Origin of the sequence: Geobacillus sp. TFV-3 (genome assembly GCF_009901865.1) — a bacterium.
GTDB classification, from domain to species: Bacteria; Bacillota; Bacilli; order Bacillales; family Anoxybacillaceae; genus Geobacillus; species Geobacillus thermoleovorans_A.
In genome coordinates, this window is the sequence record NZ_MPSP01000001.1 from 1880594 (window position 1) to 1895774 (window position 15181).

Annotated in this window: 14 protein-coding genes and 2 pseudogenes; 6 read left to right on the forward strand and 10 right to left on the reverse strand. The window is 53.1% G+C overall.

Going from position 1 to position 15181, the window contains the following annotated elements:
• Positions 1-30 precede the first annotated feature (30 nt).
• The 4 genes from BJQ97_RS09550 to BJQ97_RS09565 all read left to right on the forward strand — a co-directional run bounded on the left by BJQ97_RS09550 (position 31) and on the right by BJQ97_RS09565 (position 3772).
• On the forward strand, positions 31-684 hold the full coding sequence (locus tag BJQ97_RS09550) for an amino acid ABC transporter permease (RefSeq protein ID WP_160156391.1): 654 nt from the start codon (positions 31-33) through the stop codon (positions 682-684).
• A 16-nt stretch (positions 685-700) separates the two neighbouring features.
• Positions 701-1351 carry an amino acid ABC transporter permease gene (locus BJQ97_RS09555; protein WP_160156392.1) on the forward strand — a complete coding sequence of 217 codons (651 nt, stop codon included), beginning with the start codon at positions 701-703 and terminating at the stop codon, positions 1349-1351.
• Between the two features lie 215 nt (positions 1352-1566).
• The gene (locus BJQ97_RS09560) at positions 1567-2826 is read left to right on the forward strand and encodes a sensor histidine kinase (protein ID WP_160156393.1); all 1260 of its coding nucleotides are present in this window, start codon (positions 1567-1569) and stop codon (positions 2824-2826) included.
• Between the two features lie 43 nt (positions 2827-2869).
• The gene (locus tag BJQ97_RS09565; RefSeq protein ID WP_160156394.1) at positions 2870-3772 is read left to right on the forward strand and encodes a response regulator; all 903 of its coding nucleotides are present in this window, start codon (positions 2870-2872) and stop codon (positions 3770-3772) included.
• A 76-nt stretch (positions 3773-3848) separates the two neighbouring features.
• Here the strand turns inward: BJQ97_RS09565 and BJQ97_RS09570 are convergent, their stop codons facing one another.
• The 4 genes and pseudogenes from BJQ97_RS09570 to BJQ97_RS09585 all read right to left on the reverse strand — a co-directional run bounded on the left by BJQ97_RS09570 (position 3849) and on the right by BJQ97_RS09585 (position 8197).
• Entirely contained in the window at positions 3849-4913 is a 1065-nt protein-coding gene (locus BJQ97_RS09570) for a MupG family TIM beta-alpha barrel fold protein (protein WP_160156395.1), read from the reverse strand.
• A 12-nt stretch (positions 4914-4925) separates the two neighbouring features.
• A pseudogene (locus tag BJQ97_RS09575) lies at positions 4926-6291 on the reverse strand (PTS transporter subunit EIIC).
• 24 nt (positions 6292-6315) lie between these two features.
• Positions 6316-7203 (reverse strand): N-acetylmuramic acid 6-phosphate etherase, encoded by an 888-nt coding sequence (gene murQ, locus BJQ97_RS09580; RefSeq protein ID WP_160156396.1) that lies wholly within the window; start codon positions 7201-7203, stop codon positions 6316-6318.
• Between the two features lie 136 nt (positions 7204-7339).
• Positions 7340-8197, reverse strand: coding sequence for a MurR/RpiR family transcriptional regulator (locus BJQ97_RS09585; RefSeq protein WP_044731533.1), 858 nt, complete (start codon positions 8195-8197; stop codon positions 7340-7342).
• A gap of 165 nt (positions 8198-8362) precedes the next feature.
• Here BJQ97_RS09585 and BJQ97_RS09590 point away from each other — a divergent pair, with 165 nt between their 5' ends.
• Positions 8363-8890 (forward strand): YceI family protein, encoded by a 528-nt coding sequence (locus tag BJQ97_RS09590; RefSeq protein ID WP_160156397.1) that lies wholly within the window; start codon positions 8363-8365, stop codon positions 8888-8890.
• A gap of 46 nt (positions 8891-8936) precedes the next feature.
• Here the strand turns inward: BJQ97_RS09590 and BJQ97_RS09595 are convergent, their stop codons facing one another.
• The 4 genes from BJQ97_RS09595 to BJQ97_RS09610 all read right to left on the reverse strand — a co-directional run bounded on the left by BJQ97_RS09595 (position 8937) and on the right by BJQ97_RS09610 (position 12063).
• On the reverse strand, positions 8937-9713 hold the full coding sequence (locus tag BJQ97_RS09595) for a 3-hydroxybutyrate dehydrogenase (RefSeq protein WP_160156398.1): 777 nt from the start codon (positions 9711-9713) through the stop codon (positions 8937-8939).
• Positions 9710-10015, reverse strand: coding sequence for a 4a-hydroxytetrahydrobiopterin dehydratase (locus BJQ97_RS09600; RefSeq protein WP_160156399.1), 306 nt, complete (start codon positions 10013-10015; stop codon positions 9710-9712). The genes BJQ97_RS09595 and BJQ97_RS09600 overlap by 4 nt, the downstream gene beginning before the upstream one ends.
• Before the next feature lie 2 nt (positions 10016-10017).
• Positions 10018-10605: a Uma2 family endonuclease gene (locus BJQ97_RS09605; RefSeq protein WP_160157589.1), complete on the reverse strand. Its 588-nt coding sequence runs from the start codon at positions 10603-10605 to the stop codon at positions 10018-10020.
• 204 nt (positions 10606-10809) lie between these two features.
• Positions 10810-12063 (reverse strand): esterase/lipase family protein, encoded by a 1254-nt coding sequence (locus tag BJQ97_RS09610; protein WP_160157590.1) that lies wholly within the window; start codon positions 12061-12063, stop codon positions 10810-10812.
• Between the two features lie 323 nt (positions 12064-12386).
• Here BJQ97_RS09610 and BJQ97_RS09615 point away from each other — a divergent pair, with 323 nt between their 5' ends.
• Complete coding sequence (locus BJQ97_RS09615; RefSeq protein ID WP_160156400.1) at positions 12387-13184, forward strand: rhamnogalacturonan acetylesterase; 798 nt, start codon at positions 12387-12389, stop codon at positions 13182-13184.
• A gap of 1 nt (position 13185) precedes the next feature.
• Here BJQ97_RS09615 and BJQ97_RS09620 read toward each other — a convergent pair.
• A pseudogene (locus BJQ97_RS09620) lies at positions 13186-14019 on the reverse strand (bile acid:sodium symporter family protein); the annotation flags it as partial.
• A gap of 115 nt (positions 14020-14134) precedes the next feature.
• A complete protein-coding gene (locus tag BJQ97_RS09625; protein WP_160156401.1) occupies positions 14135-15121 on the reverse strand; it encodes an MBL fold metallo-hydrolase in 987 nt (328 codons plus the stop codon).
• Positions 15122-15181: the final 60 nt, after the last annotated feature.

The window sequence follows — 15181 nt, forward strand, 5'->3', positions numbered from 1 at the left end:
TGAGTCAGCGAGGAAAGGAGGCGTTTAGCCTTGTTGCGCTATTCTATTTTAGTTGAACATTGGGATCTGTATATGCAAGGGTTTGGCCATACAATCAAGGCCAGCGTGTTGGCGCTGATCGGCAGCTTGGCCATCGGCACCGTCATGGCCATTTTCCGCATCGCTCCGATTCGTCCGCTCAATTGGATCGGAACAGCGTATGTAGAATTTATCCGCAACATTCCGCTTGTGTTGATCGTCTTTGTTTTTTTTATGGGCTTGCCCGCCGTCGGCATCCGCTTTGACTCGTTTACCGCCGGAACGCTCGGGCTGATGGTGTATACCGCCGCTTTTATCGCTGAAGCGATCCGCTCGGGCATTCAAGCCGTTCCGAAAGGACAAATGGAAGCGGGGCGCTCGTCTGGATTGACGTACTTGCAAGCGATGCGTTACGTCATCTTGCCGCAGGCGGTGAAAATCGTCATCCCGCCGCTTGGCAACCAGTTCATCAACTTGGTGAAAAACTCTTCCGTGCTTGGCGTCATCGCCGGGTTGGATTTAATGTATTACGGCGACTTAATTTCTTCCAAAACGTTCGTCACCTTTGACGTTTATATTTTCGTCGCTTTGTTTTACCTCGTCTTAACGATCCCGCTCAGCCTTGGCGTCGGCTACTTAGAGCGCCGTTTGCTTAAGGCGCGGTAGGAAAGGAGGATAAACGATGGATTTTGCCGGTGCTTACGCGCCCTCCCATTTGAAGTTTTTGCTTCAAGGGTTTCTCGTGACATTAGAAGTGGCATTCATCTCGATTGTCTTAAGTTTTGTGTTCGGCATTATCATCGGGGTCATTCGCTATACGAAAACCCCGGTGCTTTCCCAATTGCTGGCTGTAATGGTCGAAACGATTCGGAATTTGCCGCTGTTGTTAATCATTTTCTTTACGTATTTCGCCCTTCCGGAAGTCGGACTCAAGCTGGATAAAATGTACGCAGCCATTTCAGCCTTGGTCATTTTTGAATCGGCCATGTTGTCGGAAATTGTGCGCAGCGGCCTGCAGTCGATCGATAAAGGGCAAATCGAGGCGGCGCGCTCGTCGGGGCTTACGTATGTGCAGACGTTATGGTACATCATTTTGCCGCAAGCGTTGCGGCGCATGGTGCCGCCGATCGTCAGCCAGTTTATTTCCTTATTGAAAGATACGTCGCTGGCCATTGTCATTTCCTTGCCGGAGCTGATGAACCATGCGCAAATCATTAACGGGCGCAACGTCAATTTTGTCATCCCGATTTTCATTCTCGTGGCATTCATGTATTTTATCGTCAACTATTCGCTGTCATTATTATCGCGCCGGTTGGAATACCGTCAGCGGTGATGGAACCGTATCCCCTTCTTCGGCTGGGGCATACGGTTTTTTCTTGCCGTCTCTTTTGTTAAAAAGATCCGTTGTTTTCGCTTTCCTGTTATATAATAGAATTACAGATTAGCCCATGACCTTCACAAAGGCGGTGACGTCCACTGACACCAGCAAAAAAAGAACCGCTTTGGCTTCTTTTGCTTTTGCTTTCCGCTACTGCGTTTCTTGGCGAAATGAAAATGAACCCGTTTGACAGCCCGTTTCGCGTCTCACTCGGCAGCGCCGTCTTTTTTCTCGGGCTTGTCGCCTTTGCTTCTCTTCCGCCGCTTGTGATCGGTGCAAGCACCGGAGCGGTGGTCGTTGGGTTTCGCGTCTTTCTGGACTCGTTGACAGGAGAAATGTCGACTTCTGAGAGTCTGCTGACCCATCTTCCGGCAGCGGGGTATTATATCAGCTTTGCGGCAATGGTCTCTGTCCTCCGCTTGCGCCGTCAAATTACAGCCCCGATTCGGGCTGGAGCGGTTGGAGCAGCGCTTGATTTTTTGGCTAACGCCTGTGAACTAGGGATCCGGTATTGGATGGGCGAACCGTTTGCCTTCAGCGGTCAAACGGTCATCGTCTTATGGTTATTCGCCATTTTGCGCAGTTTCTGCGTTATTGGCGTTTACAATATGTGGGTGACGAAGCATGTCCGCTCGCTCGCTGAAGCGAGAAAGCAAGAACTCGAGCGGCTCATCATGGTGAGCAGCGGATTATACGAAGAGATGTTTTACTTGCAAAAATCAATGGCTCTCATGGAAGACATGACGCGCCAAAGCTATGACCTTTACTCACGGCTGATCGAAAGAAAACACGTTGAGCCGCGCGTCGCCCTGGAGCTTGCCGAACATATTCACGAGACAAAAAAAGATATGCAGCGCATTTTCGCCGGCCTTTCTAAGCTTATCGGCCGCCAATCGGTGCGCGGGCGCATTTCGATTGCGGAACTGTGCGCCATGGTCATTCGCGCCAATGAAAAATACGCCAGCTTGTCCGGAAAAACGATCACATTTTCGTACAACGGCCATATCGATCTCATGACCGACCAGCTGTATCCTCTTCTTTCCGTGCTTAACAACTTGGTATCGAACGCCGTGGAGGCGATTGAGCAAACGGGCGCCGTCACCTTGCATGCACGTCTTCGCGGAAACGAGTTAATCATCGAAGTGGAGGATACCGGTCCCGGCATTGCGGCTGATGACATCGCCTGGATTTTTCAGCCCGGATTCACAACGAAATACGACCGCCAAGGCAATCCGTCAACAGGCATCGGGCTTACCCACGCCCGCGATATCGCCCAAACACTTGGGGGGCATCTACAGCTCGTCAAAAGCGAGCCGGGGCAGACGGTGTTTCGCCTTGCCGTGCCGACAGCCCGCCTCCTGCAAAGCACACCGTCCGCAGCCGAAATGTCCGATCGTGAGGCCGACCGGCAAGAAAATGCCGTCATGTAGACAAGGCAATGGCCGAAAGCCAAGGAAGGGAGAGAACAGAAAGATGGGACTTCGCTTTTTTCTGATCGAAGACGACCCTGTTGTAAGAAAGATGCTCGAAAAATTGATTCATGAATCCGGGCTCGGTGAGGTGGTCGGTTGTGCGGAAGACGGGTTGAATGTTCGCGCTGCCGACTTGCTTCACGTTGACGTAGTGCTCATCGACCTATTAATGCCGGGGCGTGATGGCATTCAAACGATGAAAGCGCTGCGACAGGAAGGATTTATGGGGACATTTATTATGATCTCGCAAGTGGAAAACAAAGAAATGATCGGCCAAGCGTACTTGCATGGCATTGACACCTACATTCAAAAACCGATCAACCGCTATGAAGTGTTGTCTGTGCTCAAGCGCGTCGCCAACCATATGTCCGCCGTTCGCTCGCTGGAATCGATCCGCCAAGTGCTCAGAGGGCTTGAGCCGCAAACGGCCGAGGCCCGTGCCGTTTCCAAATCGTCCGCCCTCGAACAGCAGGCGCAGCAGCTTCTCCTTCTTCTCGGCGTCGCCGGCGAAGCGGGAAGCGCCGACGTGCTCCTTGTGGTGCACTGGTTGGCGGAACAGGAAGCGAAAGGCCGCCCTGTGCGTGAACTGCCGCCGCTCAAAGAACTTTATGCGGAACTCGTCCGGCGGGAATACGGCCTGCCGCCCGCTGAAACCATCAAAGAAGCGCGGGCGATGGAACAGCGCATCCGCCGCCTCGTCTTGCAGGCGTTCACCCATCTCGCTTCCCTCGGTCTAACCGACTACACGAACCCGACGTTTGAGCATTTCGCTCCAAGGCTGTTTGATTTTGCTGACATCCGCCGGCGGATGAAGGAACTCGAACGCGGCCAAACGGAGACGGAATGCCGGATGAATGTGCGGAAGTTTTTAACAGCTTTTTTTCTTGAGCTGAAGCGCACCTAAAACATGATGGCGCCCCCTTGAGAACGGCACCATCATTTTCCTTCACCATGCCAACGGCCAACCGTTCCTCTCCTTGCTAGCAACGAATGAGACAAAACGCCCGGCCGCCACCGATGTGCTGAAGTAGCGGCACATCTTCCTTGATCACCCTACCGATGACGTTGACGTTGTCATCGGCGGGGAGATCAGTTAAGGCAATTTGCAGTTCCCCGGCATAACGGCCGTAACGCTCGTTGTCAATCGTCACGCTTCCGGTCAGCCGCGGCGCCGGATCGATGGAACGCAACGCTTCCTGCGGCCATGCAAGGGAGCGGCGAGATTCAACTGAGCGAATCACATCGCGGGCAGCGTCGCGTCGATTGGTGTGCACCGTTTCGACAAGAGAAAGCCAACTAGCCTGAACGGTTGGCTGATATCGGATGGGGATGATCCCAGATTGAATCCACTTCATCCGCTTGAGCACATCATCCGATGCGGCTAAATCTCCAATGAATACTTTCTCCACCTTATACTTTTCGACAAGTTCAATACAAGCGTACACAGGATCAGCTTCCCGATGATCCTCTAACGTTGGCAGCCCTTTGTAAAGCGGGCCGCGCCTTTGGGCATTGCCCGGGATAAAAGCGCCGATCGACGTGATGCCGCATTGGCGCAGCATTCGGTTTTGTTTCGCAAGCGTGTCGCCGGAAAGACCGGTTTCCGGGCGCGGATAAAAGTTATGCCACGCTTCCACATTAGACCAGTCGATTTGTCGCGATACAAGCTCCCGGATTTCGCGCTCCGTGATCGTGCTGGCATTCAGTACCACCCGTATCTGCTTAGAAAGCCGAACCGTTTCATCCAACGAAAAACCATCATCGAGCCGTAGCGCGACCATTCCCCACCGGTTCAACGCCTTGGCGACGCCAACACCGACCGGCAAGCATGAAAGCGCGGAGGGGGTGACATCTGCCGCCACCCCGACCCCATAGCAACGGGCGAGCCGGCCGATAAATTCAAGTTTCTTTCCATCTTCCATCTCGTTCCCTTTTGAAAGCTGTAGCGAAGTAAACAATTCCTTCGCCCCGAAACGCACTGCTCGCTGAAACGTTTCTTCGATTTGTTTGAGCGGTTGAAAGAGATAAAAAGAAAAGGAAAGCACCGCCATCCCTCGCTATATATTTTCTGCCATTTCCTCTTTAAATCCGAACCAATAGGTAAATAGGAAGCCAAACGTGTACGAAATGACCAATCCGATCAAATACGTGATGTACTTTCCATCAGCGATGAGGGGAATGAGTGACAGCCCGGACACACCAATGCCAAGAGCCGCCGTTTTCATCACTGCTTGAAACGCACCACCGACCGCCGCTCCGAGGCATGCGGTGACAAACGGCCGCCCCAGCGGCAGCGTCACTCCATAAAGAAGCGGCTCACCGATGCCTAAAAACCCGACTGGCAACGCCCCTTTAATAATGTTGCGGAGCCGCTCGCTTTTCGTTTTCACATACACAGCAATCGCCGCCCCAACTTGACCGGCGCCCGCCATGGCCAATACGGGCAATAGCGGCGTCGAACCGAGTTTTTGAATCAGCTCCATATGAATCGGTGTCAAACCGTGATGCAGCCCGACCATGACAAGCGGCAAAAACGTTCCGGCCAACACCGCGCCGGCAATCACTCCGCCTATATCGAGCACGGCTTTTAATCCGTTTGTAATCGCCAGCGACAGCCATCCCGCAATCGGCTGTACGGCGATCAAGGTAAATAAGCAGACGATGAGCACCGTGATGAGCGGTGTCACAATGATATCAACCGCATTCGGGACGAATCGGCGCACCCGTTTTTCGATGACCGCCATCAGCCAAGCTGCCAACAGGACGGAAAACAACCCTCCCCTTCCAGGTGTAAGCGCTTCCCCAAAGAGTTTGACATCAGCCAGCGCCGGATTGAACACGAGAATGCCGGCAATCGCCCCTAATACGGGAGTGCCGCCGAACTCCTTCGCCGTATTGTAGCCGACTAACACGCCAAGAGAAGCAAAAATCCCGCCGCCAATCAAAAGCAGTAGCTGCAGCCACGTTGCCGCCGGATCAATGCCAGCATTCTTGGCAAAGTTGGCGATGCCGTTAATGATTCCTGAGGCAACCAAACCAGGGATGAGCGGGATGAAGATGCTGCCGATTTTGCGCAACAACCGTTTAAGCGGCGTTTGCTGGCGCGCTTTGACCTTCGCTTTTGTCCGCTCCGCGATGTCCTCGAGCTCGTCTTCCATCACTTCCCCAAGCTCTAAATCCGTCATCTCACACAACGCCGCCGCCACTTTGTTGACAACGCCAGGGCCGACGACGATTTGCAACGTTTCGTCTTCAATGATCCCCATCACTCCCTCGATCCGTTTCAAAGCTGCGATCTCAGCTTTGTCCGGATCACGCAGCGACACGCGCACCCGTGTCATACAATGAGCAATGCGAACAATGTTCTCTTTGCCCCCCCAAATGCGAAAGCAACATTGCGGCCATTTGTCGTTCTCGACTCATTCTTTCCTCTCCCCCCTCTATTGGTTAATCAAGCGCTTTTCGCACAAAACCTCCGGCTTTTTGCAATCGCGCTTTCGCCTCTTCATAGCTGCATCCAACCAAAATCATGACAATCGCTGTTTTCACCTCCCCGTTGGCCTGTTCATAATAGAGGGACGCTTCTTCGGCGCTCACGCCTGTCGCCTCCATCAAGATGCGCTTTGCCCGCTCTTTTAGCTTTTCGTTCGTCGCCTGCACATCGATCATCCAGTTGCCATATACTTTGCCGATGCTGACCATCGAAGCGGTCGAAATCATATTGAGCACCATTTTTTGTGCGGTTCCGGCCTTGAGGCGCGTTGAACCGGTCAGCACTTCCGGTCCGGTTTCAATTTCCACAGGCGCATCCGCATACTGGCTGATTTTCGCTCCTTGGTTGCAGGCGATGCTTCCTGTCGCTGCTCCCACTTGCTTCGCATAGCGAAGAGCGCCCACGACATATGGCGTCCGTCCGCTCGCCGCAATGCCGACGACCACATCGTTTTCCGTCAAGCCCAATGCCTCGAGATCGTGAACGGCCGTCTCTTCATCATCTTCTGCTCCTTCCGCCGCATTGACCATTGCTTCCCACCCCCCGGCGATCACTGCCTGAACCATCTTTGAATCAACGCCAAACGTTGGCGGACATTCAACGGCATCAAGCAAACCGAGCCGGCCGCTTGTTCCTGCTCCAACGTAGATGAGCCGCCCTCCGCGTTGAAACGCGGCGATGACAATCTGTACGAGCTTCTCAATCGAATCGAGTTGTTTCGCCACAGCGGCCGCCACGGTCTGATCTTCTTCATTCATCACTTGTAAAATTTCTTTCACCGTCATTTCATCCAAACATTTTGTCTTTTCATTGCTTTGTTCCGTCGTCAGACGTTCGAGCAATTTTGCCACCTCTTTAAACGAATTTTGAAATTTAATTTCATAATTATATTATATATTTATGAAATAAAATATCAATATATTCTTTTTTGATTTTCAAAACATCCCCACAAAAAAACGGGCTCGTCTCAAGCCCGCTTTATCTTCGCAACCGCACCACTTCTTCTCTTGTCTGGTGAAATCGTTCAATCACCCGGCTCCCCACACGATGGAACGTGATTAAATAGAGCGCATCGATCACGTTGAGTTGCACCATTCTCGATGCCATGCTGCCAATGCGGTGATCTTGCTCCACGTCCGGCAGCGCCAGCTTGATATCGGCCTCTTTATACAATGGAGACGTTGGATCAAGCTTCGTAATGGCGATGACCGTAGCGTGCTGTTTTTTCGCAAATCGGGCGATCTCCAATACGTCCTTTGTCCTTCCAGATGTCGATATCGCTACGAACACATCTCCTTCGTTCAAATGGGCTACCAATGGCAGCATTGTATGGAAATCAGGCGACATCACCGCCATATAGCCGAGTTTCGTAAACTTGTAACTGGCATCCATCGCAGCGGCCGCCGAGCCGCCAACTCCGTAGAACAGCAGCTTCTTTGCTTTCATGATCGCCTCTGCCGCTTTTTCGAGCTCTCGCTTATCAAGCGTCGTGGTCACCGCTTCAATCGCAGCCTTATTGACATACGTCACTTTCACAAACAATTCATGCGGAGAAACCGGTTTGTCGAGAATCGAAAAATCGTTAATGCTCATATCGGCCGTCGTCAACTCGCGAACGAGCGCCAGTTTCAATCCCGGAAAACTGCCGATGCCGACCGTCTTGCAAAAGCGGACGACGCTTGCCTCGCTCGTATCCGACGCCTGCGCCAACTCTTTCGTCGTCATATTCGGCACTAACTCAGCATGCTCTAAAATGTAGGCAGCCACCTTTTTCTCTGCCGGCGAAAACCGTTCGAGCTGCTGCTCAATTTTCATTAAAATGCCGAGTTCGTTCATCATTTTTTCTCCCTTTCTATACGCTGTTCCCTCTCTATCTTATCATGGATGTGCCTTTACACTCCATGTTACCAAAAAACTCGAATAAAAAATATTTGAATTCGAGATATATATTTGCTATGATCATGATGTAAATATTAATCGCATGACAAGAGGAGGAGAACGATGACGACATTTCAACTCGACAAAGCGCACAGCTCTGTCGCCTTCCAAGTGAGACATATGATGATTTCCAAAGCGAAAGGAGAATTCACCAACTTTGACGTCGAGGTGCAAGGCGATATCAACGAACTCGAGTCGCTGAAAGTCAAAGCGACGATCGACGCCGCCTCGATCGATACGAAAAACGCCGACCGCGACAACCATCTCCGCTCGGCTGACTTTTTCGACGTCGAAAACCATCCAACGATCACCTTTGTCAGCGAATCGGTGCGCAAACTTTCCGACACGGAATATGAAGTGACCGGGAAACTGACGATCCGCGGCGTGACGAGAACGGAAACGTTCCAAGTCGAATACAACGGCCAAGTGAAAAACCCGCTCACCGGCGGCATCTCGGTCGGTTTTGACGTCGAAGGAACCATCAACCGTGAAGACTACGGGTTGGTATGGAACGTCGCGCTCGAAACCGGCGGATTCCTCGTCGGGAAAGAAGTCAAAATCCTTGCAAGCTTTGAATTCGCCCTCAGCTGAACGACTCAAATTGAAACGCCCGCGGCATGCGCCGAGGGCGTTTTCCTTATTGCGCCGTATACCCGCCGTCGATCACCACCGCCTGGCCGGTGATGCCTTTGGCTTGTTCGCCCGCCAAAAAAAAGACATAATGGGCGACTTCTTCCACCGACAACAGCCGCTGCTGCGGCACAAGCGGGTAAATCACTTCCTCGAGCACCTTCTCAAGCGGCACGTTGCGGGTCGCCGCCAAATCAGCGAGCTGGCCACGGACAAGTTCGGTATCGACATAGCCCGGGCAGAGGGCGTTGACCGTAATGCCGTACGGAGCCCCTTCCAGCGCCGCCACTTTCGTTAGACCAATCACTCCATGCTTCGCACTGTTGTACGCCGCCTTTCCGGCGAACCCAACGAGCCCGTTGATCGACGCCATGTTGATGATGCGGCCGTATCGCTGCTGTTTCATAATGGGAAATGCATGCTTAATGGCCAAAAACGGGCCGATGAGCATGACGCGAATGAGCTGCTCAAATGTTTCTGTCGGGAAGTCCTCAATATTCGCCACATATTGCAGACCGGCGTTGTTCACGACAATATCAAGGCGCCCCCAACGGTGGACGGCCTCATTGATGGCCCGCTGCACTTCTTCTTCGACCGTGACGTCGCACTTCACCCCGATGGCCTCGCAACCTTGCTGCCGCAACGACTCCGCAGCCTGCTCGACCTCTTCGTAGCGCAAGTCCGCGAGCACAACGTTCGCGCCATGTTCCGCCAGCATTTTCGCTGCTTCATAGCCGATTCCTCGCGCCGCACCGGTAATGAGCGCCGCTCGCTTTTCGTTCATTCCCCTTCCCCCTGCTTCATTTGCTTATACACATCATCATACTGCTTCGCCAGTTCAAAATCGAGCTTCGTCAGCCCTTTCGCCCGCCATGAGGACAGCTTTACGGTGATGAGCTTGTAGTCGATCGAAATGAACGGATGGTGGTTGGCGTTTTCTGAAATCGCGGCAACTCGCCGGACGAACTCAATTCCCTGCAAGTAATCTTGAAAGCGGTATTTTTTCACAATCCACCGCTCATCGGCCAGCTTCCAGCCGTCCGCTTCTTCGAGCAGCGCTTGCACTTCCTCTTCCGTTAATCGCACCGTCATCCCTCTCTTTCTATATTTGGAAATATGTCAGCGAGCGGAATCGTCAAATCAGCGAACAAAAACGAGACGAGTACATCGCCTTCGCCAAAGACGTCCCGCTTCTCGTACCCTTTCTCACCGCGGCCGTACACTTCCACGGTCCGGTGCAGCGGGTCGACGATCCAATATTCCTTCACGCCAAACTGTTCGTACAGCTTATATTTTTCGTTCCGGTCTTTCAGCGCTGTACTCGGCGAAAGCACTTCCACGACGAAATCCGGCGGACCATCGCATCCTCGGCTGCCAATTTTGCTTTGATCGCAAATGACAGAGATGTCTGGCTGCACCACATGCTCCGCCTGTTCATAGTCCGCCTGCTCATCAAGGAGTACATCAAACGGTGCCATGACAACCACACATCCTTTTTCGCGAAAACATGATCGCAAAGCAACATACAATTCGCCGACGATAGACTGGTGGACAAACGAAGAGGCCGGTGCCATGTTATAGAGCGTGCCGTTGATCAGCTCCCACCGTCCATTCCACTTGACATAATCTTGATACGTATACCGTTCCTTTTGTCGCTCAGTCGATTTCAAGCCCATTCCCCCATCCATGAAGCTGTGCCTCTATTATACCATCGAACATCCGTAGCCGTCATACAACTCAGGTGCTGACTCCACCAAAACATCCATGAGTAAATTTTACTTCCAACCCAGGTTGAACATAACCGTCCATGAATTCGTTTTCAAAGAAAAAAGCCATCCGACCGAGATGGCTTTTTGTCCGTTCGACTGATCATCCCGTCATTAAGGCCGCAAACTCGCCAATTGCTCGGCAAGGCGCAAGTAAAAGGCGCGAATATCAAAAAACGGATTCGGGTCAACGCCGATCACTTCCAAATGATCGACATTGTACGTTCCCATGTCATTCCAAACTCCTTTTTTCAACGTCCCGTCATACGGCACGATCCGATCGGTAGATCCACGCTTTGGACCGTTCATCGAAAACGTGTTGACGATGCCATCGTTCTCAAGCCAGCGGTCGTCAATGCCAAGCGCCGTATTGCGGTACGAGCCGAGAAACGGGGCGCATACGGCGGCGCTGAATACATTCATCCCCAGTTCAGGATAATGGTTGCCTGTGAGTGCTCCGCGATACGTCCGTTCTGTGGCAAAGCTCAAATAATACGTGTTCGGACTTGCTTGCACCCATTGGTTCAGCGCCTCCGCACCGGGAACGGATAAATCATAGCGGGCGGTATCTGCGGACGTCCAAACGGGGGACTGTTTGAGCCGCTCAAAATATTGGTCAAACGATTCACCCGGCTGACGGCGCAGTCCCCATTGGTCGAGCTTAAAATCGTATACTTGACTCGTGTATGGCACATTGCTGGCGACAGCCGCTGCTTTCAACACCGCTTTTTGCAGGTCAAAGAAGCGATCGGTGAAATCAACCATGTTGACAAGCGTCGTCCCGTCATGAGGAGTGGCAATGGTCGTCACACTCAACACAAAATGATGTCCGCCTTCAAACAACGGTGACAACGACACGTTATGCGCCTTGGCGTACTCCCGCTCTTCTTTACTTCCGCTCTCTAGGAGAGACACAAGCATGCGGGCCGTCTGTCCTCCTTGGCTATGAGCGATGATATGGACGCGGCCGCCTCTTTTCAATTCCGGCAGCAAGCCCGGATACGTGCGGCCAAACCGCGCATGGCCGTGCTTCGCCGCATGGGCCGCACCATAATCGACCGTTCCGCCGACAAGCTGGGCGTACGCTTCGCATGCCCGGTCCCAGTTGCTTGAGAGCGGGCCGACCGCCAACGTGTACGTTCGATACCCATGGGCGTTAAGCAGTTGTTCGATATCGCCGCGCACCCCGCCCCAGTACTTGAACCCAAACATTTCTTCTCGTCCCCAGCCGGTAAAACCATGGAGAAGCACAATCGGCGCATCATTGGCGCGTGAGGCTGCCGCTTCAGTCCGCCCTCCCGGAACAGATAGGCAGAACACAAACCATAATCCGAGCAACACAAGGGCAACACGCCAACAGCATTTCATCATGTTCTCCCTCTCCTTTCCTTCAATAGGCCGAAATCTTTTCATTCTGAATTACCAGAATATTTTATACATAAGATCAAGGCCCTTCAACCCCTGCAATTGTTGGGGGTTCCCGCTGGAGAAAGGAAATGCGGCTATATCGGATCGCGACTTGACCGATAAAGAGCAGCAGTTGATCAGCCGCATCCAGGCGATGACGGCGGAAAAAGCGGATCGATTAGCGCCGCGGCGCATAAACGCGCAAACCCCGGGCCACAATAACGACAGAAAACAAAGGCCGGCCGAGAAGGGACGGGCTCTGCTGTCGGATGGGAGGGGGTTGATTGAAAAGAACAAAAGCCGCTTTCGTATGGGGGATCATCATCACCGTCGCCGCTGTTCTTCTAACCAGAACAGCCACAGATGGAAAAGCATCCAAAGCAGGCAAAGAAACCGTCATTACCATTTATTTGGCCGGAGACTCTACAGTGGCTGCCGTTCCCCGCTCCCGCACCCCTCGGACCGGATGGGGCGAAATGCTTGGCGCTTGGTTTGACGATAAGGTGGTCGTGAAAAATATGGCCGCTTCCGGACGGAGCGCGAAAAGTTTTGTCGAGGAAGGGCGGCTCTCCCGCATTTTGCACGAAATGAAGCAAGGGGATTACTTGTTCATCCAATTCGGCCATAACGATGAAAAGGTGAACGACCCGGCGCGTTGCACTGAACCGTTCACCTCCTATCAAGCATACTTAAAGCAGTATATTGACGGCGCCCGCGTGAAAGGAGCAACCCCTGTCCTCATCACCCCGGTCGAGCGGCGGCGCTTTTCTGCCGATGGACAAGCGCTCAACTCGCATGGACTTTATCCTGCAGCCATGAAGGCGCTTGGGGAGAGAGAGCACGTTCCCGTCATCGATTTGACGACAAAAAGCAGACAACGGTTTGAACAGCTCGGCCCGGAACAGACGAAACAGTTGTTTCTATGGCTTGCGCCCGGCGAGCATCCGAATTACCCGCATGGAATCAAAGACAACACGCACTTCCACGAACGCGGGGCAAAAGAAATCGCCCGTCTGATCGTCGAAGGGATCATCGAGCTCAACCTTCCTCTTCGCCGCCATCTCACCCGCTTCCTTGACTAGGCGCGAGCACCGAGCCGTTAGCTCTGTCCCTGCTTCCTTTCGGGCGGCATTTCGTAAACGTCAACGCGATGATGTCCGCCGGAGCAAACTTGAGCCAACGGGCGGTCATCCAAGAAAGAAAATATCCGGAGCTCGCAATCGCCAAGACGAGAAGCGCCATGAACAGCAATCGGCCGCTTGCATGATCGAAATGCGGTGCGACGACTGCGCTGTTGATCATCACGACAAGCACAAGCGCCAATTTAGAAAGCGGCGACAATACCATGGCAAGCCGTTCATTCACCTGATTGGACAGCCGTTCGCTCACGAACATGCCGCCTAGCGACGGCAAAATGATCATAAAAAACAACCCGAGCATCATCTGCCAAACATCGATCTCAACCGCGCTCCCAGCGAACAAAAGCAATGTCAACGGCACAACGACCGGCGACAAAAACGTATCAATCAAAATGACAGAAAGCGCCAACGCCAAGTTTCCCCGTCTAAGCGACACCCAAATAAAGCTTGTCACCCCAGTCGGAATGGCTGCGGCCAGCACAAATCCGATCACCGTCAACCGGTCGCCGCCAAAAAATAGATGCCCAAGCCCAAAGCGGAATGACGAGGTGAAGCAGACACAGTGCTACGGCGATCGGACTGGGATGAACGAGCGCCTGGCCTCTTTCAAATCAGCCAAACGCAGGCGCAAACTGCCGCTGAACGTCATACATGCAAACAGCCACGGAACAAGCACCGCATAACCGCGCCATTCATCCGACAGCCCGCCGATCGCCACGCTCGCCGGCGTAAGCACCGGCAGCACCTTTTCCAGCGTGTGATTGATCGTTTGCCACATCGGTTTCATTCCTATCTGATCATGAAGGGCTGGGCATTCCTTCTCTATGCCTACACCTCCTCATTATACACTATGATCCCCCCACTAGTTTTCGGAAAAACAATGGCTTCACAATTTAGGAATCCCGTCTGTTCCGATAAATCGTCCCATATCGATGCTCCTCTTTTTGCAATTCGCCAACAGACACCAAATATTCCAAATGCGCCAGCGTCTCAGCCACTGCAAATCGCCATTGGTGCGCCGTCAACGGCTTATGGCCGAACACGCGATGGGCGACTTCATAGGCGGTGGACCCCGATTCTGCTAGCGCTTTCATTTTTTGCAACCGTTGTTCGTGATGGCGGAAAATGTCGCCGATCCGCTCGCGAAATTGGCGAATGACCCCGCCATGGGCAGGCAGAGCCACATCCACCCCAAGCTCCTCCACTTTGCGAAGCGAAGCAAAATATTGCTCGAGCGGATTGGGGTGGGCGCCCGGCCATACACTAATGTTCGGTGTGATGCGGTCAAGCACGTGGTCCGAGGCAAGCAGCTGACGCGATTCTGGCTGATAAAAACTGATCAATCCATCGCTATGCCCTGGAACTGGGATGACTATCCACCGCCGTTGCCCCAGCACAATGTCTGAACGATCCAAAACAGTTAACACCGGAAACGGGCTGACGCGCAGCGATAGCTTCCACATGCTCTCCTCAATTTCGGATACAAGCTCATCCGGCACGCCATGGCGGCGAAACATGGCACCTACTTCGCTCGCCTGGACGCTCTCTTCCCCCCACACCCGTTCCGCCATCGCATAATCCGGTTCGCTGATCCAGACGGGCGCTTCCGTCTGCTGCTGCATCCACCCGGCCAAGCCAAAATGGTCTGGATGGAAGTGAGTAATGTAAATAGCGCGAACGTGCCGCGGCTTGATTCCCAACTGCCGAAATGCCGCCTCCCATGCACGAATCGCCTCAGGATCGCGAAAGCCAACGTCAACGATGCTCCACCCATCCGTCTCCCGGCATACGTAACAATAGACATACTTCATTGGAAACGGGACTGGAATCGGTACGCGGTAAATTCCGTCTCCTACCGTTTCCATTTCAATCTGCGCCATCCTTTTCCCCTCCCCCTGCTTTTTTTCACAGCGCCTCAAGTGGACATGCCAGGCGCCGAT

Bases quoted from the DNA above. Each gene is read 5' to 3' on its own strand.
- BJQ97_RS09595 (WP_160156398.1), bottom strand. From the start codon at position 9,713: ATGAACGAAAAGCGAGCGGCGCTCATTACCGGTGCGGCGCGAGGAATC.
- BJQ97_RS09605 (WP_160157589.1), bottom strand. From the start codon at position 10,605: ATGGGCTTGAAATCGACTGAGCGACAAAAGGAACGGTATACGTATCAA.
- BJQ97_RS09585 (WP_044731533.1), bottom strand. From the start codon at position 8,197: ATGAACGAACTCGGCATTTTAATGAAAATTGAGCAGCAGCTCGAACGG.
- BJQ97_RS09555 (WP_160156392.1), top strand. From the start codon at position 701: ATGGATTTTGCCGGTGCTTACGCGCCCTCCCATTTGAAGTTTTTGCTT.
- BJQ97_RS09625 (WP_160156401.1), bottom strand. From the start codon at position 15,121: ATGGCGCAGATTGAAATGGAAACGGTAGGAGACGGAATTTACCGCGTA.
- BJQ97_RS09565 (WP_160156394.1), top strand. From the start codon at position 2,870: ATGGGACTTCGCTTTTTTCTGATCGAAGACGACCCTGTTGTAAGAAAG.
- BJQ97_RS09610 (WP_160157590.1), bottom strand. From the start codon at position 12,063: ATGAAATGCTGTTGGCGTGTTGCCCTTGTGTTGCTCGGATTATGGTTT.
- BJQ97_RS09560 (WP_160156393.1), top strand. From the start codon at position 1,567: ATGAAAATGAACCCGTTTGACAGCCCGTTTCGCGTCTCACTCGGCAGC.
- BJQ97_RS09590 (WP_160156397.1), top strand. From the start codon at position 8,363: ATGACGACATTTCAACTCGACAAAGCGCACAGCTCTGTCGCCTTCCAA.